This is a genomic window from Atribacterota bacterium (assembly GCA_039638595.1).
GTDB classification, from domain to species: Bacteria; Atribacterota; Atribacteria; order Atribacterales; family Caldatribacteriaceae; genus Profundicultor; species Profundicultor thermophilus.
In genome coordinates this window covers 28,517-50,416 of record JBDIWM010000003.1, presented here as the reverse complement: position 1 = coordinate 50,416, position 21,900 = coordinate 28,517, and the positions used below count along the sequence as shown (strand labels likewise).

The window sequence follows — 21,900 nt, the reverse complement described above, 5'->3', positions numbered from 1 at the left end:
TACAGCGCGTCAAAACATACCTAAAAAGTTTCCGGGCAAGAATTGGAAGTCAAAAAACACTCCGGCTTGTATGTTTCGTTTTCGTTCTGATTCTCGCAACTCGCTTATCCATTCTCCTTTTTGGATATTTAGGTTACGTTTTGCGCAACAACGAACTGCCTGGCATCGTTGCCTCGTCCCGCATCATCTGGGAGCGATGGGATTCCAGCCACTACCTGTGGCTGGCAGAGAACTGGTACACAAACGCCGGTGAAGAGAGACTTTTCATCGTCTTTTTCCCACTCTATCCTCTTCTCATCCGACTTTTTCGCTTCGTTTTTCCAGACTATTTCCTTGCCGGCCTCATGGTCTCCATGGTGAGCCTCATCGTCGCCTGCACCTACCTCTACAAGCTTGTCCAACTCGACTACTCAATCACGGTAGCCAGAAAATGCGTCAAGTGGGTGCTCATTTTTCCCTATACCTTTTTCCTTAGTCTGGTTTTTACTGAGAGCCTGTTTCTGGCCCTGAGTGTCCTGTGCTTTTATGCCATGAGGCAAAAACGATGGGTTATCGCCGGCATTTTCGGACTCTTGGCTTCTCTGACCAGAAATTTTGGTTTTTTCCTCCTCATCCCCTTTTCCATCGAGTACCTGCAAGCCGTAGAGCTCTTCGGCCACGTCCGCAAGAGGACATACCAGGAAATAAAAAAGACCTTCGGGCAGTTTTTAACTGGATTCGGGCTCATCGTGCTGGGTATTTTCCTTTACCTCTTTTTGAACCGTGTGGTCACCGGCAACTGGTTCTGTTTTTTGACCTATCTTCGAGAACACTGGCATCAGGGTTTTGGGTTTTTCGCCGAGAACATCAAAAACCAGGTCATCATGGTCCTTACCTGGAAACCAGTTAATCGCGTGGCCCTATGGATTCCACAACTCTTCGTTCTTTTACTCTCCCTTATTTGTCTCATGGGCTCCCTCTGGCAGATGCGCCTTTCCTATGTGGCCTATATGTTCACCCTCCTTTTTATCTCTTTTTCCGCCACCTGGCTTTTAAGTGCTCCACGATACACGACGACCATGTTCCCCCTTTATATCTTCCTTGCCCAACTTTCCCAGAGAAAGATCTTGGATGAAATATTGACCTTTTTCTCTCTCACCATGCTCTGCCTCTACGTACTTGCTTACACCTGGGGGATGTACGTGATGTAACCCCAAAAGGGGGCTCTCGTACCGAAAAATGATATAATAAAGTAAACAAGAACCAAGGAGGGGATAGAGATGAAGTGTTTTGTTCTTACGTGTACCTTTCTGGTGTTCGCTCTCTCTTTTGGGGCGCTGGCAAACGAAAACCCTAACTTGCTGATTCTTCCTGACTCGACCGTCATCGATACCAAAAAGGAATCCTCGCTATCCATTTTAGGTTCAGGGAATCTTAATTCCGGGGAAACTCGCAGTGGGCTTCCCTCGTTTTCTCGTCCAGGAGAGCCACCTGGACTTCCTCCCATAGGTGGTACGACCACAGAACCATCGCCTGGTCTTCCTTCCCCAGGTGCCACCCCGCAAGCTCCATTGAGTTTACCGGCCTCGGGAGGGTTGCTTCCCAATCTCGGAGGACAGACTCAGCCAGGAGGGATTACCATTACTCCCCCCACCTCAGGTTACTATTCGGTGGAAACAGTTTGACCTGGGACGGGCCTTCGGATATAACCCCCTTATCAGGGGAGTGGTGGAATACCCGGACGGGTGGTTCATCAACGTCGATGTTTTTAATAAGTCTGCAGTATTTGCCGAAGATGCAACGGGGCTTGTGGCTTTGAACGCGTATCTTGCCATCCAAAACCCCATGATAAGAACTGCCGAAGAGTTGGCACAGCAAGTGGTGGGCATACTTTCCCAGAACGTGGAGAATCTTGCCATCCAGAGCCAGGATTTCAAAAGCGACCCCCAGGCAGCAAAATCTGGCCTCAGCATGACTTATGGCCAGGTGGTGTTAAGTGGAAATTATCAGGGAAGAAATATGACCATTGTGCTCCAATCGTACGTGCTATACGTACCCGTAGCGCAGTACTCCTTATCGGGAGCTCTTCTTTGCTATGCACCACAGGAAGTTTTCCAGGAAAAAATGCAAAAGTACTTCAACCACATGATTGCCTCCTTTGAATCCGTAGCGAAAGCGGGGTCAGCAACCGGGGGAAGCGTGCCCCAAATCAATTTGCCACAGTAAAAAGAGGCGTGAACCTTGAAAAAACTTTTTCTTCTTGTGGTCGTATTTTTTTCGGGTGTTGCCCTGGCACAACCCATCGATGGAGTCACCATCATCATTCAATCCGCGCGCATCCCGCCAGAAGAAGTCCCTGACTTTGCGACCACCCTGGAACGGGAGATTGACGGGCTCTACCTTGAGGGGAATTACTCCCAAGCTCTGGAGAAAGCCCGATATTTTATGATTCTCGGGCTTCTCCACAACAACGAATTGCTGCAAGCCCATTACGAACTTTTTTCAGCCCGGGCACTTTCCCGCCAGGGAAAATTTCAGGAAGCATTTATCCACCTTGCACAGGCCTATCCCATCTATACGAAGCTGCATCATGAGCAGTATCAATTTCTAGCCCTCGAAACCCTGGTGCGAGTCGCTACCAATCTCAATTACTGGGAAGAAGCTCAGAACTACCTTACAGAACTGGAAAAACTTGCCCAGCACCTCAAAGGGATGTACCAGGAGATGTACCTCTTCCATCTGGGGGTGATGCATTTCCATGAAAATCGCTTTGGTGAAGCCCGAAAAGACTGGGAAGAAGCCGAAAAGGAAGCGGTATTCTACCCTGAAACCCGGGGACTGACCCTCAACCACATGAGCCGGGTTTTTCTCCAGGAAGAAAACCCGGAAAAAGTCCTGGAATACGCACAAAGAGCGCTATCTTTCAGCACAGGAAGGAATCTGCGCTGGGTAGAGCTTGTGGTTCGCCTCAATCTCGCTCAGATCCTGAGCGAATACCTCGGGGAGGAAGATACCTCGGGGAGGAAGATGAAGCCCTCAAACACCTTCGGGTTGCTTTAGAACATGCTGAGGGAATGGACCTTCCTCAGGAAAAAGTATGGGCGCTCAATAACCAAGCGGTTCTTTTCACCCGATGGGGAGAATATGGCGAAGCCAGAAAAGCCCTGAAAGAAGCTCTGGAAATACAGGAAAGCCACCAAATGTCCGAAGACCTTGGAGTGTTGACCAATCTTGGGGTTCTTTCCTTCTACCTGGGTGATTTCGGGAACGCCGAGCGGTATTTGAAAAAAGCGTATGAGGAAGCATTCGGGCTCAAAGACCAGTACTCTGGTGGAGCGCTTATCCTTGGTAACTTGGGAATGCTCTACAAGGCTATGGGAAAACTCCAAGAAGCCCTTCCTTATTACGAACACGCCTACCGTATACTCAAAGAGCTCGATGCCAAAAGAGATACAGCTAACCTCTTGAACAGCATCGCCAGTCTCCATGTGATGACTAAAAACCTTGAGCGGGCCGAAGAGGTTCTGTATATTGCCCACTCCATTTATGAAGTGCTTGTTGACAAAGAAGGTATGGCTCAGGTGGAAATGAACCTGGGATACGTCAGGATGGAGAACAATGACCTTGATGAAGCACAAAGCCATTTTGAAAGAGCTTTACAGGAGCTCGAAGGGAGTGCCCTCCGGTCATTGCGTTTCTACGCCCTTCTGGGGCTTGGAGAAGTGGAGTTGAAGCGTAATGAGAAGGAGAAGGCCTTCATACATCTCCATGAAGCCATCGAAATCGTGGAGAAAACCCGTAATCGGATGGAGGAAGTGAGTGATCGCATTTGTCTCACCCAGAGCCGGCTTGCGGTATATGAGTTTCTCATGGAAGCGCTCTTCCGTGAGGGAAGAATCGAAGAAGCCTTCAATCTCTCCGAGCGAGTAAAAGCCAGGAGTTTCCTTGATGTGATGGTGGGACAATCGGTACAGGTGAAATCCAAAGACATGGAGGTAATGGAGAAGATCAAGGCCTGGGAACGGGAAAAAGCGCGTCTTGAAGCCAAAAAGGTCGAGGTAAGACAGGACACGATAGCACTCTGGAAAGTTACCGAAGAATTGGCCCAGGTGGAGAAAAAGCTCCATCTCCTCTATGAGGAACTAAAAATCTCTTCCCCGGAACTTCTGTCAATGGTCGCAGTCTCTCCTCTATCGTTTTACGAGATGCAAAAATCAATTCCCGAAGATGTGGTGGTGCTCGATTACTTTGTCCTTCCAGACAAGACCTTCGTCTGGATTATCACCACTTCGACCATCAGTGGCTTTGAACTCCCAGTGGGGGAAAACGTGCTCTACGAAAAAGTTGCTCTTTTGCGAAAGAAACTCGCCAGCCCTACAGAAGAAGACTTTGTCTCTCTTACCAATGCTCTGTGTGAAACACTCTTTGTTCCCCTGGAAGAACACTTCCAAGAGAAAACAAAAATACTCCTTATCCCCCATCGTTCCCTCTCTTTTCTTCCCTTTCAGGCCCTTACCCGAAGAGGGCGGTATCTCCTAGGAGAGTATCTCTTTTTCTACGCTCCCTCCCTCAATACCTACTTCTATTCTCGAAAGAAAGAGGGGAACCCTTCGGGGCGATTTCTGGGTTTTGGAAACCCAAAATTTTCTGATCCCGATATTCCCCCTCTTCCGGGGGCCGAGGAAGAGGTGAGAACGATTGGCCAACTATTCCCAAATCCTCTGCTCCTTTTCGGCGAAGAGGCTACAGAATCTGCCTTTTACCGATTGGTCCAACAAGCCAGCATCGTGCATCTCTCCACACATGGTTCACCAGACGAGCAATCCCCTCTTCAGAGCACGATTCTCCTTGCTCCCGACCGGGAAAACGACGGTTTCCTTCTGGCTGGAGAGATTTTTTTCACCACCTTGCAGACTGACCTCGTGGTTTTAAGTGCCTGCCAGACCGCTTTGGGGCAATACAGTCCTACTGAAGGACTCATTGGATTCACCCGTTCCTTTTTCTACGCTGGGACATCATCGCTCATCGCCAGCCTCTGGAGTGTGAGCGACCGCTCCACCAGAGACCTCTTCGTGAATTTTTATCGCCACATTGTGGAGGGACTTCCCAAAGCGGAAGCCCTCTGGCGAGCCCAGATTGATGTGGCAAACACGTATGAACACCCTTTCCACTGGGCTCCCTTCATTCTGATTGGGAAAGAACAATAAAGGAGGTTGATAATGATGAAAAGAATGGTTTTTCTTATCCTGGTCATCACCCTTTGCTTAGCAATCTTTGTTCAGGAAGCCTTTGGGGAAAGAGGGTTGACTCTGAATATCCCTCCTGGCTGGACACCGGTTGAACCCCTCACCCCGCAACAGAAATTGCGTGCCTTCCTCATCAATGAGCAGGGAATTGCGCAAGCCGAACTCATTTTTGCCACCGAACCGGTACCGGCTTCCCTCACTCTCCAGGACTACTTCCAGCAGGTGAGTCAATCCCTACTGACCCTTTTCTAAAGCTATACCCTTCAGGAAACCACTCCTTTTGAATGGAGCGGTCTTTCGGGCCTGCGTCACGAGTTTCTCTTTCGAGTCCAGGGGAACCCCAATGAACTACAAGGACTGGCGTTTCTTTTCCTCCTTGACAATCAAGTGTATACCCTTCTTTTCGACTGCCTGAGCACCCAATTTTTCCAGCTTGAGCCCCAACTTATTGAGATTACCCGCGGACTCATCGTCGTTGATAGCCTTTCCACAGCAACACCCTACACCCCACCATCATCTACCACAGCTCCATCCCAGGGACTTCCAAGTCTTAGTGTTCCAGAAACTACGAGTTCTGAGTATTGGACGTATCAGAACCCTCAAGGACGATTTCGCATTCCTCTCCCCCAGGGCGCTTCCCTTACCCAGAAACTCGATAATGGCGCGGTGTACGCCACCCCCAATCAGGGACAACTGGTGATTATGGCACTGGAGAACGACGCCGCAGTCCAGGGAATCGTGGCCCAGGCTGTCCAGGGGAAGAATTTTCACGGTGCCTCTCAGTTGCAAAGCTTCACGGGAAATCCCGTTCAGGTGGCCCTCTATAGTTCGAAAAACCCTGAAACCGGCGTGGAGTATGCCACATTGGTAGGGACCCTCTCTGGCAAAACCCTCCTTATCCTCCTTGTTTTACCGACCACCGAATACCAGAACGCTTCCCCATGGATTGAAGTGTTTTTTACCCGGATCGAAGCACAGTAAGGTTGAGGGGGTCAACCCCCTCAACCTGAGGAAAAGGTTACGGTATAATTAAAAGGAAATGCTGAAAAAGGAGGAATGGTAGTGGCGAAAATCAACCTTGAGGAATCGTTCCGGGTCCCGCTTGAGCTTCTGGGAAAAGTTCCAGTGATCCTTGTACCAATTGGAATGACCAGTGTGTTTATCCTGGTCCTTACTCTATCTATGCGAGGAGTTTTTGTCCGCTGGGAAATTTTCGTGATGAGCCTCATTCGTTTCGCAGTGATTCTTTTCGATATGGCCTGGGTGACTCTGCTCCTTGAGCAATACTTCCGAGGGGAAAAGGCCAACCTCCAGGAAACTTGGGTGAAGCTTTCCCAAAAACTGGGAAAGGTCATGATTGCCGTGATTCTTGTCACGGTGATTGTATCCCTGGGATTTTCTTTCTATATTGTGCCAGGAATCATTCTTGCCGCCCTCTTTATGATCACCGTTCCCCAGGTTGTGGTTGAAAAAACCACGTTTGACAAATCCATGGCCTTTATGTCCCGGTTCGTGTTTAGGGACAAAAATTTTCTTCCTCTCCTTCTCTATGTGTTCATTGCCTTTCTGCTTGGTCTCATTCCTACAGTGGGTTTGCTTCTCAACGCCTTTTTCCTCATGCTCTTCTTTCCCCACTTGTATCTTCGTTACGGAAGGGAAGAATCATAAAAATGGAAGGTGGCGAGTCAGGAACCAAGCGGTTTTTTGAAACCTCCAAGCTCATTCGACGTTCTTTCCTTGCAGTGGCCATCAGCTTAGGGAGCGTCCTTTCTGTTTTTCTCTGGATGCACTTCCAGGGCGAACAAACCACCTTGACACTCCGTTTCCCTTTTTACCTCCTGCCGGCTTTCACTTTTGTGTTCTTGTCCTGGTTCACCGACGCTCTACGATTAGTGTTAATCACCCGGGCCTGGCAGAAGGGCATTTCGTTTCGTAACGCCTTGACTGTGGTTTTATCAACCCACTTTTTAGCCGGTGTCACCCCCTCCAATACCGGCGGCGGAGCAGCAGAAATCTACCTGCTCCACAAACTGGGATTTACCTGGGGAGAGGCGGGGAGTCTTTCTTTGAGTTGTGGACTCCTTTACCAAGTGGGATTTCTGGTGCTTTTTCTCTTAGTCCCTGCTGCGGTTCCTTTTTCCCTCTTTTTCAGGACCATGCTTTTCATTTTTCTAGCCTACGGTATCGGTCTTGCCCTCTTTTTTGTCCTTTCTCAGAATCGGAGAATACTCCCGAGCCTCATCGAAAAGATGGTGAAAATCCCCAAACGATACTTTCCCCGCTACGCACGGTATAATGAGAAAATGGCTCTGGAAGCGGCTTTAGATTTTCTGAACGAATTTCGGTCAGGTTTTCAGCTCATCTTCTTTAAGAAACCGTACTACTTTGCTCTGAACATCGGATTTTACACCCTCCACTTCTTTTTTACTTTTGCCATCACGTATTTCATCATTCTCACCATAGGCGGGAACCTCCCTCTTTTTGAAGTGGTGAAACTCCAAATCCCTACCTTCTTCCTCTTCCGCTTGACCCCCACCCCTGGAGGAAGTGGAGGTATTGAATTGGCCCTTACTTCAACCTTCGCTCCCTTTCTGGGAGATACCCACGCTGGAACCCTGGTTTTCCTATGGCGTATTTTCAGCTATTACCTTACCCTGGTGGTGGGAGGTATCACTTTCTTACGGAGTATCCGCAAAGTTTAACTTTACAACGTCTTCCCGCGGTGCTACCATAGAGTAAGTTAAGGGAGGGATAATTATGAAAGTCATTTTTTTTCTTATTCTCCTTTTGGGAATTTTCTGTGCCCTGCCTCTTCTGGCACAGGACTCCTCGGGACCGGTTATCGTTTCCATTGTTCCAGCACCTGATTCGGTTGTACCGCTGAACCTTTCAGAGATAAAGGTGACTTTCTCGGCCGAGATGGTCAAAAGCGAAAACGTGGGAATGGCCCAGGACATCATCCAGGCTCCTTTTCGGATTACTCCCCACCTTCCCGGACAATTCCGGTGGGAAGACCCGAAAACGCTCTTGGTAAAACTTAAGGGGGCCCTGAAGGAAGCCACCATCTACACCTTCCGGTTCAACGACGATTTTGCCGACAAAGAAGGAAGGCTCCTCTCCGGACGGCACGATTTCACCTTCAAAACCGCACCCCTTAAGGTCAAAGAGGCCAAGCAGGTTGACTATAATCCGGACGGGAGCATCGTCATTCAAATCGATTTTTCTCTCCCGGTTTCGCCCCAGAAACTACGGGGGTTTCTCACCTTAAAGAATGAAAAAGGGCAGGAAATCCCGTACCAGCTTCCCCTTGGACCAGCAAGCACCAAGCTCTTTCTCACCACCTCACCCCTCCAAAGCCCAACTGTGTTTTTGGAGATTCTGGCAGGATTAACCAGCGAAAAGGGACCGCTGGGATTAGAAACAAATTACCAAAAGAAACTCGAAGCTACCTACGAGTTTGAAATCACCGGAAGCTACGTCTACTTTACAGGACCAAAGAATGTAACCATCTCTTTCAACACTTCCACACCGCCGGACCCTCGCACCCTTCACAGTTTCATCCAGATTGACCCCTCCACTCCCTTTACCGTGAGAACCACGTATTACGGATTTGAAATCACCGGCAACTTCGCACCTCGCAGCCGCCTGGTGGTGACCCTCAAAAAAGGGCTTAACGCTCAAACCGGGGCGAAACTTCAGAAAGATTTTGTCAAGGCATTCATCATCCCCGATGTGTATCCTTCGATTGCCTTCCCCACCCGGGGCATTTACCTTTCTCCAACCAGGGGTGCCCGTATACCAGTCGAAACGGTGAACGTTAATCGGGTTAAACTCAGTCTCTGGAGAATTTACGAAAACAATCTCCCACTGGCCTTCGCAGAAGTCTACGGTATACCCCCAGATCTTCTTTCAGAGCTCGTCTACGAAGAAGTTCTCTTTAACGACGCCCAGCCTAACACACTCACCCGCAAAGCCATTGATTTAGAAATGCTCACTGGTGGAAAGCGAGGAGCATATCTCCTCACCGCTGAAGACGAAGCCTCAACCTGGATTCGGGCGGAACAAATTGTGATTCTCACCGATATTGCCCCCACCGCCAAACTCTTTCCCCGGGGTATACTCATCTGGGTGAATTCTTTAGAAAAAGGCCAGCCTATTCCTGGTGCTGAAGTCAAGGTGCTTTCTCGTTCCAACCAGATTCTGGCCCAAGGAAAGTGCGACGCTGAAGGCGTACTCTTTTTAGAACGGGAAGAACCCTGGGGTGAAGGAAGTACGGCTCCATACGTGGTGATGGTTTCCCAAAACGGTGATGTTTCCTTTCTGGTTTTGCGCAACGAACTCTTTGCTCTGAGTGGATTTGACGTTACCGGCAAAGAGTATCTTCGTAGAGGGTACGAAACCTTTCTCTACCTCCCCCGGGGAGTTTTCCGACCGGGAGAGAAAGTCGACACTAAAGCTATACTGCGGGGACCATCGCTTGCACCACCATCTCCTTTCCCGCTTCTTTTCACCGTGGTAACCCCGTTTGGAAGAACCCTCATCCAAAAGACGGTACTCCTTTCTGAAGAAGGTGGTGCAGCCTTCGATTTTACTCTTCCCGAGAACGCTCCCACCGGGACATACCGTATCCGTTGCAGCCTCCCGGGAGGCGAAAACCAACCTCTGGGGGAGAAGAGTTTCCTGGTCGAAGAATTCACCCCACCCCGTATGCGTCTTTCCCTCTCCTGCGACAGGGATTTCTTAGGCCCGGGGGCGGAGGTTGACATTCTTCTTGAGGGTGAATACCTTTTTGGAACCAAGGCTTCCGGAATACCGTACACCGGTGAAGTGACTATTGAAGCCGATACCTTCACTCATCCGAACTGGCAGGGATTTCAATTTGGTAATCCGGAGATTACCTTCGCCACCCTGAAACTCCCTCTGGGAGAAGGCATACTGGATGAGCATGGAAGAACTTCCGTGCGTTTCCTTACCCCGGCTGACTTGATCGCTCCTCCCTCCCTGCGAGCCAGATTCACATTCACCCTGAACGACCCAGCCGGACGAGGGGTGAGCCAGCATCTTGTACTTCCCTTTTATCTCTACCCTTACTTTCTGGGTATCAAGTATTTCCAGAAAGACCAGGAACCTGGACAACCGGTTGATTTTCAGGTTGCAGTCGTTAAACCAGACGGGAACGTGGAAGAACGTATCACCACGCTCACTGCCCGGATCTACCAGGTCATTCGTCACTACGTCCTTACCGAAAGCGAAGGAAAAATGAGGTATAAGGCAGAAGAAGAACTCTCTCTGCAAAAAGAAGAGGCTATTTCACTTTCAAGAGGAATGGGGAAATACACTTTCACCCCCTCCAATTACGGTGAATACCTTCTGGAAGTGAGTGACCCTGAATCCGGCAACACCTCCACGCAACGTTTCTCTGTCTACGGGAAATACGGATTTCTCCCCGAAGGGGAAGCTCTGTTTGACCGGATTACCATGCAAAGTGACCAAAAGATCTATTACCCCGGTGAAGAAGCGCTCATCACCTATCAGGCACCATTTGCTGGGAAAGCACTCATCACCGTGGAAACCGATCGCATCCTCTTTCAAAAGGTGATTGACGTCGAGAGTGGAAAAGGCACCATCACAATTCCTGTCACCGAGGCCATGAGTCCCAATGCTTATTGCTCCATGACCATGGTGCGGAAAGCCGATGCGGAAGAACCGCTTCCTCGTCGGGCCCTGGGAACCATTCCCGTATTTCTTAACCGCATACCGACGCATCTTGTCATCACCATCGACGCCCCAAACACCATTCGACCCAAAACCACGCTTCCGGTACAAATCACCGTTCGGGATATATTTGGAAATCCGGTTCATGGAGTAGAACTTTCACTGGCACTCGTTGACGTAGGACTCCTACAGCTCACCGCAGAAAAAACTCCCGACCCCTGGACGTTCTTTAATGAAAAACGACAGCTCACGGTGGGAACCTTTGATCCTTACAACGACCTCATTGCTCCAGAACTCGCCACTACGCCACTCCTTCACCCAGCTGGAGGGGAAGCCGCAAAATTTCTGGCCGACGAATTTGCCCCCCTGCGACCCCGGGCATTCAAGATCGTTTCGTTCTTCCTGCCCACCCTCAAAACCGATGCGCAAGGGAAGGCCAGCGCCGAGTTTGAAATTCCGGACTTTGATGGGCGCTTAAAGCTTGTGGCCGTAGCCATGAAAGGAGAACGGTTTGGTTCCGGAGAAAAGGAGGTCTTAAGCACAGACAAGGTGGTCACCGAAGTGGTGGCCCCCAAAGCCGTCGCCCCAGGTGATGCCTTTGAAGTCGCCCTCTCCATCTTTTCGCATTCCGAATATACCGAAACGGTGGAAGTGGTAATGAGCGAAAATGGCCTGGTAGAAATTGAGGGTCCCAAGGAACTACGCGTGGAAATTACGCCGGGTGGGCGAATTATAGAGTTCATCACTATGAAAGTAAAAGACCTCTTGGGAGAAGGCATCCTCACCGTGAAAACCATCTTTTCTGGTGGTACCCGGGAAGACCGGGTTTCGTTCCTCATCCGACCAATCACCCCGAGAATCACCCTTGCCGGGGGCGGAAAAATCGAACCATCGGAACGAAAGCGGGTTGACCTTCCAACTGCCTGGCTTCCGGGAAGCATCAGGGGGTATTGCACCATTGCTCCATCACCCAGGGTGGACTTGACGCGCCTCGGATCATTCCTCTTTGAGTACCCCTATGGATGCGTGGAACAGACCGTTTCCTCAGCCTGGGGACTTCTGCTCCTCCCTGACCTTTTACGGGATGTTGACCCACTCCTGGTTAACGAAAGCGAAATTAGGAATGCCATGGAAAAGCGTATTCGACGCATTCTCTCCATGCAGACCTACGAAGGAGGTTTCAGCCCCTGGCCAGGTGGGTCGCAGAGCAGTTTCTGGGACTCAGCCTATGCGACTCATTTCTTGCAGGAAGCCCAAAAGAGAGGATGGCCTATTCCTCAGGAGACCCTTCAAGATGCCCGGAATTTTCTCCTCACCCTTTTGACTCTCCAGCCCTATTCTGAAGAGGAATGGTACCTGCGCAACCTCTTTTCATCCCAGGCTTATGCCGCCTATGTCCTTACCCTTCAGGGCGAAGCGCCTTTAGCCTGGATGGAACACCTTCGGGAAAAACGTTCGCTTCTCCATGAATCAGGACTTTTACTGTTAGCCCTTGCCTACGCTGAAGCTGGACAAAAAGACGTGGCTTTAGAGCTGGCTGGAGGGTATACACCAACTTTCGAAACAGCACCTCAAACCGGAGAGATTTACGAATCATCGCTGCGGAAACTGGCCCTGCAACTCCTCCTTACCCTCCGACTTGACCCATCTTCAGCCCAGGCTACCACCATCGTCAACCGCATCCGCGAGCTCCTCCCCCAAAGTGAATACCTCACCACCCAGGAAAGCGCCTTCTTGGTTCTGGCTCTCAGTGAGTACTTCGCAGGACAAACCTTCCTCCCCTATATTACTTTCACCATGTATGATACCACTGGCCGGGAAATCCAGCAGTTTGTGAACCAAGAAAAGGTAACCCTTTCCACGGAGACTCTTCCCTCCTCCTTCCAGATTGAGAACCAGGTCTCAGGAAGACTCTTTTATCTCTGGAATATCAGCGGATTCCCAATCACTCCCCAAAAACCATGGCAACATGGAATAGAAATCAAACGGACCTATCTCAATACTACTGGCAATCCCCAGAACCTTCAGAATGTGAAACGAGGAGAGATACTCGAAGTGCTCCTCCAGGTCGCCACAGCCCAGCCTTTAGAAAACGTGGTGATCGTTGATCCACTTCCTGGGGGACTGGAGGTGGAAAATCCACGCCTGGCCACAAGCGTCAGTTACGAGGGGGAAGAAGAGAGCTCCCCGCTCCATCTTGAAATCCGGGATGATCGGCTGATCCTCTTTATACCCAACCTTCATGGAACCTTTGAATACCGTTACACGGTACGGGCCATTACCGCGGGAAGGTTCGCCATCCCTCAGGTCAAGGCAGAGTGCATGTACAATCCAGCCATCTCAGCACTTGGCGAAGAGGGGAGCGTGGTGGTACGGAGAGAGTAAAAGGACAGAAGGATAAGTGGGGTTTCCTCTTTTTTGCCCCACTTATCCTTCTCGTGTTTCTTTTCCAGAGTATCTCGGTCAATCCAGAGCGAATCCTTTCCTACTCCTCTTCACCCCTGATCCTGAGTCAGGAAGGGAAAATCCTCCGGGTTTTTCGTTCTGTAGAGGACGAGTGGTGTATTCCGGTAGAGCTCGACGCCATGGGGAAGTGGCTTCCGCTCCTTGCAGTCGAAATCGAGGATCGCCGTTTTTTCCGCCACCGGGGCTTTGATTTTCTATCCCTGGGGAGAGCCTTGTTCCATAATTTTCGGGAACGACGTATCGTTTCCGGTGCTTCCACCATAACGACTCAGCTCATCCGCATGACCCATCCTGGGGAAAGGAGTATCTTCCAGAAAACGAAAGAAGTCGTGATGGCCCTGAAATTGGAACGGCGTCTTTCCAAAGAAAAAATCCTCGAAACCTATCTAAACCGGGTCCCCTTAGGCAAGAATATCCGGGGGGTGGAAGCAGCTTCCCTTTTCTATTTTGGGAAAAATGCCCGTAACCTTTCCCTCGGAGAAGCTGCAATCCTCATCGGCATGCTTCCCGAGCCAGAACGGCTCCGACCCGATAAATACCCGGAACGGGCAAAGAGGAAACGCCTTATCATCCTTGATATCCTCTATCGGCGTGGGGTTATTACCACAATCGAGTACGCCATGGCTACCAAAGAATCCCTTCCCCCAAAACCAGCCGGATTCCCCCGGTATGCTTACCATGCAACCGAATTCCTCCGCACCCTCTTCCCTTCCCCGGTTTTTTCCTCTCTTTCCTTTGAACTCCAAATCTGGCTTGAAAAAGCGATGAAAGAAGCCGTTGCCACTCTTCCCAAAGAAGTGACCGCCTGTGCCCTGATCGTGGAGAATAAAACCGGACAGGTTCTCGCCTATGTGGGAAATGCCCGATTCGAAGAAGAGGGAGACTGGGTAGACTGTGTGCAGGCCCCTCGTTCACCGGGTTCAGCACTCAAACCTTTTGCGTATGCTCTCGCTTTTGAGGAGGGTCGCTACACCCCTTCATCACTTCTTGCTGATACTCCACTGGGTCTGCGAGGGTATATCCCGCGTAACTTCGACGAGCGGTACCGAGGTCCGGTGAACTGCCGTACCGCCCTCTCCTATTCTCTCAACGTTCCAGCGGTACGGGTTATGCGTGCGGTGGGTGTTTCACTTTTTCTTTCCACCCTGCAACAGCTCGGTTTCACCTATATCAACAAAAACCCGGAATACTACGGTGATGCTCTGATTCTGGGAGGGTGCGAAACGACCCCACTGGAGATGGCTCGAGCCTATCTTACCTTAGCTCGTGAAGGAGAAGCCATCGAGCTGAGTTTTCTCCGCGATGCACCACCGAAAAATGGAAAACGTATATTTTCACCGGCTACCTCCTACCTCATCGCCGACATTCTGGCCGATCGCACCAGATTTTCCCCTCTTTACCACAAAGAAGGGGGCTCAATCCCCCTTTTTGCCTTTAAAACCGGTACCTCCTATGGCTTACGGGATGCCTGGACTATAGCCTACAATCCCGATTACACCGTAGTGGTCTGGTATGGGGATCCCTCCGGGAAACCCCACCAGGAACTGGTGGGACTGCAAACCGCTACCCCCCTCGCAGTCAAAATTATGCAAAAGCTCAGCCAAGGAAAAAGTACCTGGTACACTCCCCCCGATACCATCGAATGGCGAGAAGTGTGTTCCATTTCCGGCAAGCTTCCCTCTCCAGCTTGTCAGAACCGCAGCAAAGCTCCCTTTATCAAAGGAGTGTCGAGATTGGAAATTTGTAACCTGCACCGCTTCGACAATGGACAGGTGGTCACTCTCTGGCCCAAAGAATTGAGCCTCTATCTGGAAGATCAAAAACGCTCTTCACCCATCACAAGTCCGACAATCTCGCTCACCATTGCTTCCCCAGCGGACGGGAAACGATACCTTCCCAACCCCCTTACCCGGGGTCTACGCCTTCCCCTTCGAGCTGAGACCAAGGAAAACGAAGTGTACTGGTTCGTGAATGGAGAATTTGTGGGAAAAAGTAAGAGAGGTGCTTCTCTCTTTGTCACCCTCTCTCCGGGAACCCACACCATCACGGCTTCTTCGCCCTCTGGAAATACCGATACCGTGACCATCGAAGTGGGGTACCCATCGTTGACCCTCAAAGGCGAAGCGTTATTTTAACGTCTTTCAGCACGCGTTCACCAGTGGGATAAAAAATATCCCATTTCCCGGCGCTTCCCGAAGAAAGTACCTCAAAGCTCCGTTCCCCATGGTATAACCATTTTTTCGCTATCCCTTTGGTGCATCCCCGAACCATCACCGCGATTCCTTCCCTGATTCGCCCTTTCTTTTCCCGGACCGGCGATTCGTTATCCAAACTAAAGTAGCGTAAATCACTCGTTACGCACCACAACGGTAGCCTCCATTCTCCAGATTAACATCGATGTCATCGATCACACTCATCCTTTCTTTCCCTAAAAAACCCACGGTCTGCTACAATAGGATAGGAAAAAGAAGGGGGTGAACGTATGGATTACACCTATGTGGAAATCAAAAGACAACCTCAGAGCTTTCGCGAAGCCTTATCCACCGTGCAGGGGATGAAGTCGGATTTGCGTGCCCTTTTTACCGAATCGGTCGACGAAGTGGTTTTTGCTGGGTGCGGTACCTCCTATAACCTGGCTCTCTCCGCCGCCCATACTTTCCAAACCGTGACCCAGATTCCTGCCCGGGGAGTTCCGTCTTCAGAAGTGTTTCTCTTCCCGCAGGGAATTTTTCTTCCCTGCCGGCGATATCTTTTAGTGGCCGTCTCCCGGTCCGGAGAAACAAGCGAAACGGTGCAAGCCTTGCGGTTTTTTACCGAAAACTACCAGGGGAAAACCTTAGGGGTCACTTGTGAACGGGATTCACATCTTGCCCGGATATCCTCATTAGCTCTGGTCCTTCCCTTTGCCCACGAAGAGAGCGTGGTGATGACCCAGTCTTTTTCCACCATGCTCCTTTCCCTCACCGCTCTGGCCCTGCTCCTTCAGGAAGAAGGAGAAAACCTTGATTTGCTCCCCGAATTACTTCAGCAAGCCCTCAACACTCATGAAGAAACCGTAAAGAATCTGGCTGAGCAAGATACTTTCACCAAATTCATCTTTTTGGGCAATGGTCCCTATTACGGAATAGCCTGGGAAGGCTCTTTAAAACTCAAGGAGATGAGTCTCACCCCCACCGAGACCTTTCACTTTTTAGAGTTCCGTCACGGTCCCAAATCCATCGTGGATGAACAAACCTTAATCATTGCCCTGACCTCTGAAAGGGCGTTTGCGCTGGAGAGGGAACTCCTTAAAGAGATGATCGATCTGGGTGCTATCCTTTTCCATCTGGGAAAAGTAACTCTTCAGCTTTCCCAGACGGTAGAAATCCTCTTTCCCGAAAACGGCATCACCGATATTTCTTTACCCCTTCTCGACGTACCTTTTCTGCAACTTCTGGGATACTTCCGAGCCAAGAAGCGTGGTCTTGACCCGGACCATCCCCACAACCTTACCAAGGTAGTCAAATTATGAACCATTTTGCCCTGCGGGGAAACATCGTCGCCAAAGAGAAGATCCTGGAAAATGGCCTTGTAAAGGTCCAAAATGGGCTCATCAAGGTTCTTTTCAGTGAAAAAGAGAGTCAAGACTGCCAAACACCCACCCTCTCTTTCACCGGGTGTTTCATTTTCCCTGGACTCATTGACCTTCACATCCACGGTCTTTTGGGGTTTGACGTCACCGAACATGGCGTACGAGGTGCTCAAAGACTGAGCGACCACCTCCCCACCTTTGGGGTAACCGGGTTTCTCCCCACCACCCTCACCACGTCCTGGGAACGATTGCTGGCTCTCCTCAACGAATTTAAAACCTTTTTGCCTCCGTCACACGGCGCCCAAATTTTTGGGCTCCACTTAGAAGGACCCTACCTTTCCTTGGAGCGAAGAGGTGCTCATGACCCCAATTATCTTCGGACTCCTCGAAAAGAAGAAATAGCGTCCCTTCTAAATTGTGGAGAGGGAACCATCAAACGAATCACCATTGCCCCAGAATTAGAAGGAGCCATGGAAACCATCGAATACTGCACAAACCAGGGAATCCTCGTTTCTCTTGGACACTCCACCGCCTCTTACTGGACCACCCAAGAAGCCTTCCAGCGGGGTGCAAAGCTCATCACCCACCTCTTTAATGGGATGGACCCCCTGTACCATCGCAAACCCAACCTCCTCGCTTTTGCCCTGGAAAAAGAGGAAATATATACCGAAATCATTGCCGACACAATCCATGTGAGTCCAGAAATTTTGCAGCTTGCACTGCGGTGCAAAACGCACCACAAACTCCTCCCGGTGAGTAATGCCATCAAGGTTGCCGAACCCCCAGATGGGGTATACCCGTATCAACCTGAAGACGTGATGCTCATCCAGGGAACGGCAATCCTTGCCAAAAGCCAGAGTTTAGCCGGAAGCACTCGCCCTCTCAACCAAGCATTGTACCACCTTCATCGGTATACCGGACTCTCATTTTCTCATTTAGCCACCATGGGAAGTCTCCTTCCGGCAACACTTTTGGGCTATGACCACCTCCTGGGAAGTATCGAAAAGGGGAAACAAGCCGACCTTGTGGTTTTCGACGCAATGCTGACCTCTCAGGCAACCTTTATCAAGGGAGAAAAAGTCTATGAGCGAGTTTAACCTCACTCTGTGGAAACGCCTGCAGGAAGAACGATTACTGCAGCAGGAACGAGAACGAATGAAAACTCAATCTCAAACCATTTCTCTCCTTCGGGCTTATTTTTCCCGAAAAAGGGTACGAGAAGTGTATCTCACCGGTTCTCTCCTCCGGGAAGGAAAATTCCTTCCCTCTTCGGACGTCGATGTGGCCGTCTTGGGACTTCAGGAAGACTATTTCAAAACCCTGGCGGAGTTAGAACACTTGCTTGATCGAAGCGTGGACCTCATCGAGCTGGAAGGATGTCTCTTCCGGGACGACATCGTAAAACGGGGTTTACGCATATGGTGAAGAAAGAACCTCTAGCTCTTCTTCTGGGGTATCTCAACAACCAGCTGGAAATTTTCCACCGGCTCCTTGCGGTGATCGAAAAAAAGAACACCACAACCGAAGAAGAAACCGTGTACCTGGGCTACCTCCTCCACAACCTCTATTGCGCCCTGGAAGACCTCTTCCGGGAAATCGCCAAAACCTTTGAAAATACCGTGGACGAAGATCCTCTTCGCTTCCACCGCCAGCTTTTGAAAAGAATGAGCCTGGAAGTCCCCCGGATCCGACCCCGGGTTCTTACCGCAGAAAGTTATGCCATCCTGGATGAATTGCGGGGATTTCGGCACATCTTCCGCCACTCCTACGCTTATAGCCTCTCCCCTGAAAAAGTCCTCCATCTCAAGGGAAAAATCTGCACCCACTGGAACACAATTGAAAAAGACCTCCTCCAGTGGAAATCATTTCTGGAAAAGCAAATCGAGGAATAAAGATAACCCCTCACCGATGCTCACTCATCATCTTAAGGATGGTTTCTTTGTCTTTCACTCCCCTGGTAGTCCCAATCTCCATAATGCAGTGCGCCGCAACAGCATTGGTGAACTGGGCACACCGTTTGATACTGAAACCAGAAAGAAGCCCACAGATAAACCCAGCACAAAATGCATCTCCGGCACCTGAGGTGTCAACCACGTGTTCCAGCCGGTAGGAAGGGACATAAAAAGCTTCGTTTTTTGAAGCCGATGCCACATAGCACCCTTCCTCCCCTAACTTAATCACGACGTTCTCCACTCCCCGAGCGATAAAAAATCTGGCTATTGTCTCCGGATGGTCATGGCCACTTAAGACTTTCGCCTCTTCGTAACTGGGCATAAACAAGTGCAGGTAAGGCAGGGCACCCCCGATTTTCTGAAACCATTGACCACTTGAATCCCAGGCAGTGTCCATGCACACGAGGATTCCTTCCTCGCGAGCAAATCGTGCCAGCCAGGCTGTACCTTCACCATCGAAAAGAGGCATAAGAAAAGTGCCAGCAATCAAGAGCGCTTTGGCATACCTGACTAAATCGAGGTTAATATCCAGAGCGGCAAATTGGGCACTGACTCCCAGAAGGTGAACGATGGATCGTTCACCCTCCTCGTCAATGAGCACTACCGAAGCCGAGGTTGGGGCTAAGGGATCAATCACCACCCCCTTACATCGACCCCCTCCCTCTTCAGTGTCTCCAGGAGATATCGTCCAAATCCATCGTTCCCCACCTTGCTCACGATGGCAGTGGAAACTCCTAATCTCGCAAGGTCGATCGCTGCATTCAGGGCACACCCTCCGGATTGAAGGGTGAGTTCTTCAACGAGTTGGAGCTTCCCTCTCCCTGGAAACCTGGAAATTGGCTTTACCAGAACATCAGCACAGGCAATCCCCACACAGACAACCTCGAACATTCTTCACCCCTCTGGTTCAGATTATACCATGTTTAGAGGTATAATGGTGATGTGGTCTATTGAGGGAGGCGAAAGGGGTGGAACAAAAAGAACGAATCCTGAAGATGTACGAAATGATGTACCGCATCCGGAAGTATGAAGAACGGGTCAATTCCCTTTTTCTGCAGGGCATATTACCCGGTACCATCCACCAATCTCTGGGGCAGGAAGCCTGTGCCGTGGGAATGTTGTTTGACCTTGAGCCAAGCGATTACGTGGTTTCAACCCACCGGCCTGCGGGTCATGCCTTGGCTAAAGGGGTTCCGTTACGTTCTATGATGGCCGAGATGTTTGGGAAATCAACCGGTTGTTGCCGGGGAAAGGGTGGCTCCATGCATGTTGGGGATATCAGCGTGGGAATGCTTCCGGCTATCGCCATCGTGGGAGGAGGATTGCCCATTGCGGTGGGTCTGGGGTTATCCTGCAAGATGAAAGGAACCAGACAGGTGGTGGTCTCTTTCTTTGGCGACGGGGCCAGCAACGAGGGGGCTTTTCATGAAGCGCTAAACGGTGCTGCCATCTGGAACCTTCCGGTAATTTTTGCCTGCGAGAATAACCATTATGCTGCTTCGACCCGGGTGGACAAGGTGATGAAACTCAAACACGTTGCTGAGAGGGCTTCTGCCTATGGGATGCCTGGTCAAATTGTGGATGGGATGGATGTCCTGCAAGTGAACGAAGCAGCCCGGATAGCCATTGAACGGGCTCGAAGTGGTGGAGGACCGACCCTACTTGAGCTCAAAACCTATCGCTTCTGTGGTCATTCCCGAACTGATTCCTGTCGATATCGAGATAAGATGGAAGAAGAGTACTGGTTGTCCCGGGATCCCATTCAAACCCTCCGGATTCACATCCTTCGAGAAAAAATTGCCGACGAGGAGAGCCTCCGAACCATTGAAAATCGGGTGACAGGGGATATCGAAGAGAGTGTACAATATGCGCTCTCCTCTCCCGATCCAGAACCGGCGGAAGCCTTACAACACGTCTTCTATGGAGAGTGAAACCATGGCCAGGATGACCATTGCTGAAGCTCTGCGACAGGCTATACGGGAAGAAATGAGACGGGACCCAACCGTTTTCTGTATCGGTGAAGACATCGGTATTGAGGGTGGATTTGGTGGAGCCTTCACCGTCACTTTGGGATTATCCGAAGAATTCGGACATGGGCGAATTATCGACACTCCGGTCTCTGAAATCCTTATCGCTGGAGCAGCCATCGGCGCAGCCATAGGGGGAATGCGCCCCATTGCCGATGTGCAGTACAGCGATTTTATCTTTTGCATGATGGACCAGATTGTGAACCAGGCAGCCAAAATGACCTACATGTCGGGGGGAACCGTGAAAGTGCCCATGGTTCTGCGTGCTCCAGTGGGTGCCACCACCCGTGGTGCTCAGCACGCTCAGAGCATCGAGGGATTTTTCACCCATGTTCCAGGGCTCAAAGTGATCTGCCCCGCCACACCCTACGACGCCAAGGGTCTCCTCAAAACGGCCATACGAGATGATAACCCGGTGCTGGTTCTGGAACACAAGCTCCTTTATGGAAGCAAGGGAGTGCGTTCAGAAAAGGCAGCTCTGAGTCTCGTGGAAGACGTACCAGAGGAAGAATACTTCATCCCCTTTGGTCAGGCAGCCATACGGAGAGAGGGTAAGGACATCACCATCGTAGCGAACCTCCTCATGCTCTACCGCTCGCTCGAAGCCGCAGAGGTTCTCTCTACAGAGGGAGTCAGTATAGAGGTGATCGATCCCCGAACCCTGGTCCCTTTTGACTACGAGACCGTCATCGCCTCGGTCAAAAAAACTTCTCGACTCATGATCGTTGAGGAAGATACCCGGAGAAATGGGTGGGGCGCGGAGGTGGCTGCTCAGATCGCTGAAGACGCACTGTACTACCTGGATGCTCCGATAAAGAGGGTGGCTACCTACGATGTTCCCATTCCCTTTGCCCCGGTGATGGAACGCTACGTCGTTCCATCGGTGGAACGAATCATCCAGGAAGCAAAAGCTCTCATGCACTCATAAGAAAGGGATGACCGTA

The 21,900-nt window shown here is 50.5% G+C and carries 18 protein-coding genes and 1 pseudogene; 17 read left to right on the top strand and 2 right to left on the bottom strand.

The window, feature by feature from the left end; all coding sequences use genetic code 11:
- The 11 genes from ABDK92_01575 to pbpC all read left to right on the top strand — a co-directional run.
- Positions 1–1,190: hypothetical protein (locus ABDK92_01575; protein ID MEN3185312.1), on the top strand; the 1,190-nt coding region annotated here is incomplete at its 5' end.
- A gap of 69 nt (positions 1,191–1,259) precedes the next feature.
- Complete coding sequence (locus tag ABDK92_01570) at positions 1,260–1,664, top strand: hypothetical protein (protein ID MEN3185311.1); 405 nt, start codon at positions 1,260–1,262, stop codon at positions 1,662–1,664.
- A gap of 40 nt (positions 1,665–1,704) precedes the next feature.
- Positions 1,705–2,205: a hypothetical protein gene (locus ABDK92_01565; protein MEN3185310.1), complete on the top strand. Its 501-nt coding sequence runs from the start codon at positions 1,705–1,707 to the stop codon at positions 2,203–2,205.
- Between the two features lie 15 nt (positions 2,206–2,220).
- A complete protein-coding gene (locus ABDK92_01560; GenBank protein MEN3185309.1) occupies positions 2,221–3,039 on the top strand; it encodes a hypothetical protein in 819 nt (272 codons plus the stop codon).
- Between the two features lie 14 nt (positions 3,040–3,053).
- The gene (locus ABDK92_01555; protein MEN3185308.1) at positions 3,054–5,186 is read left to right on the top strand and encodes a CHAT domain-containing tetratricopeptide repeat protein; all 2,133 of its coding nucleotides are present in this window, start codon (positions 3,054–3,056) and stop codon (positions 5,184–5,186) included.
- A gap of 12 nt (positions 5,187–5,198) precedes the next feature.
- Entirely contained in the window at positions 5,199–5,477 is a 279-nt protein-coding gene (locus ABDK92_01550; GenBank protein ID MEN3185307.1) for a hypothetical protein, read from the top strand.
- Positions 5,478–5,612: 135 nt separating this feature from the next.
- Positions 5,613–6,206 (top strand): hypothetical protein, encoded by a 594-nt coding sequence (locus tag ABDK92_01545; protein MEN3185306.1) that lies wholly within the window; start codon positions 5,613–5,615, stop codon positions 6,204–6,206.
- 81 nt (positions 6,207–6,287) lie between these two features.
- Entirely contained in the window at positions 6,288–6,893 is a 606-nt protein-coding gene (locus ABDK92_01540; GenBank protein MEN3185305.1) for a hypothetical protein, read from the top strand.
- A 2-nt stretch (positions 6,894–6,895) separates the two neighbouring features.
- Positions 6,896–7,927, top strand: coding sequence for a lysylphosphatidylglycerol synthase transmembrane domain-containing protein (locus ABDK92_01535; protein ID MEN3185304.1), 1,032 nt, complete (start codon positions 6,896–6,898; stop codon positions 7,925–7,927).
- 55 nt (positions 7,928–7,982) lie between these two features.
- Positions 7,983–13,325 carry an MG2 domain-containing protein gene (locus ABDK92_01530; GenBank protein ID MEN3185303.1) on the top strand — a complete coding sequence of 1,781 codons (5,343 nt, stop codon included), beginning with the start codon at positions 7,983–7,985 and terminating at the stop codon, positions 13,323–13,325.
- Positions 13,259–15,541 carry a penicillin-binding protein 1C gene (gene pbpC, locus ABDK92_01525; GenBank protein MEN3185302.1) on the top strand — a complete coding sequence of 761 codons (2,283 nt, stop codon included), beginning with the start codon at positions 13,259–13,261 and terminating at the stop codon, positions 15,539–15,541. The genes ABDK92_01530 and pbpC overlap by 67 nt, the downstream gene beginning before the upstream one ends.
- Here the strand turns inward: pbpC and ABDK92_01520 are convergent.
- A complete protein-coding gene (locus ABDK92_01520; GenBank protein MEN3185301.1) occupies positions 15,519–15,773 on the bottom strand; it encodes a hypothetical protein in 255 nt (84 codons plus the stop codon). The genes pbpC and ABDK92_01520 overlap by 23 nt on opposite strands.
- 115 nt (positions 15,774–15,888) lie before the next feature.
- Between ABDK92_01520 and ABDK92_01515 the strand changes: the two genes are divergently transcribed.
- The 4 genes from ABDK92_01515 to ABDK92_01500 are packed head-to-tail and all read left to right on the top strand — an operon-like array spanning position 15,889 to position 18,869.
- Positions 15,889–16,917, top strand: coding sequence for an SIS domain-containing protein (locus ABDK92_01515; protein MEN3185300.1), 1,029 nt, complete (start codon positions 15,889–15,891; stop codon positions 16,915–16,917).
- The gene (nagA, locus tag ABDK92_01510; GenBank protein MEN3185299.1) at positions 16,914–18,074 is read left to right on the top strand and encodes an N-acetylglucosamine-6-phosphate deacetylase; all 1,161 of its coding nucleotides are present in this window, start codon (positions 16,914–16,916) and stop codon (positions 18,072–18,074) included. The genes ABDK92_01515 and nagA overlap by 4 nt, the downstream gene beginning before the upstream one ends.
- Positions 18,061–18,402, top strand: a complete 342-nt coding sequence (locus ABDK92_01505) for a nucleotidyltransferase domain-containing protein (GenBank protein ID MEN3185298.1) — start codon at positions 18,061–18,063, stop codon at positions 18,400–18,402. The genes nagA and ABDK92_01505 overlap by 14 nt, the downstream gene beginning before the upstream one ends.
- Positions 18,396–18,869, top strand: coding sequence for a hypothetical protein (locus ABDK92_01500; protein MEN3185297.1), 474 nt, complete (start codon positions 18,396–18,398; stop codon positions 18,867–18,869). The genes ABDK92_01505 and ABDK92_01500 overlap by 7 nt, the downstream gene beginning before the upstream one ends.
- A 10-nt stretch (positions 18,870–18,879) precedes the next feature.
- On the opposite strand, the pseudogene ABDK92_01495 reads toward ABDK92_01500, so the two are convergent.
- Positions 18,880–19,820 (bottom strand): annotated as a pseudogene (locus ABDK92_01495) (carbohydrate kinase family protein).
- A 77-nt stretch (positions 19,821–19,897) separates the two neighbouring features.
- On the opposite strand from ABDK92_01495, the gene ABDK92_01490 reads away from it, so the two are divergent.
- Complete coding sequence (locus ABDK92_01490; GenBank protein MEN3185296.1) at positions 19,898–20,860, top strand: thiamine pyrophosphate-dependent dehydrogenase E1 component subunit alpha; 963 nt, start codon at positions 19,898–19,900, stop codon at positions 20,858–20,860.
- A 4-nt stretch (positions 20,861–20,864) separates the two neighbouring features.
- Positions 20,865–21,884, top strand: a complete 1,020-nt coding sequence (locus ABDK92_01485) for an alpha-ketoacid dehydrogenase subunit beta (protein MEN3185295.1) — start codon at positions 20,865–20,867, stop codon at positions 21,882–21,884.
- The last annotated feature ends 16 nt before the right edge of the window (positions 21,885–21,900 follow it).

Coding starts and splice junctions, on each gene's coding strand:
- ABDK92_01570 (MEN3185311.1), top strand. CDS start 1,260: ATGAAGTGTTTTGTTCTTACGTGTACCTTTCTGGTGTTCGCTCTCTCT.
- nagA (MEN3185299.1), top strand. CDS start 16,914: ATGAACCATTTTGCCCTGCGGGGAAACATCGTCGCCAAAGAGAAGATC.
- ABDK92_01530 (MEN3185303.1), top strand. CDS start 7,983: ATGAAAGTCATTTTTTTTCTTATTCTCCTTTTGGGAATTTTCTGTGCC.
- ABDK92_01515 (MEN3185300.1), top strand. CDS start 15,889: ATGGATTACACCTATGTGGAAATCAAAAGACAACCTCAGAGCTTTCGC.
- ABDK92_01485 (MEN3185295.1), top strand. CDS start 20,865: ATGGCCAGGATGACCATTGCTGAAGCTCTGCGACAGGCTATACGGGAA.
- ABDK92_01505 (MEN3185298.1), top strand. CDS start 18,061: ATGAGCGAGTTTAACCTCACTCTGTGGAAACGCCTGCAGGAAGAACGA.
- ABDK92_01550 (MEN3185307.1), top strand. CDS start 5,199: ATGATGAAAAGAATGGTTTTTCTTATCCTGGTCATCACCCTTTGCTTA.
- ABDK92_01500 (MEN3185297.1), top strand. CDS start 18,396: ATGGTGAAGAAAGAACCTCTAGCTCTTCTTCTGGGGTATCTCAACAAC.
- ABDK92_01555 (MEN3185308.1), top strand. CDS start 3,054: ATGGACCTTCCTCAGGAAAAAGTATGGGCGCTCAATAACCAAGCGGTT.
- ABDK92_01535 (MEN3185304.1), top strand. CDS start 6,896: ATGGAAGGTGGCGAGTCAGGAACCAAGCGGTTTTTTGAAACCTCCAAG.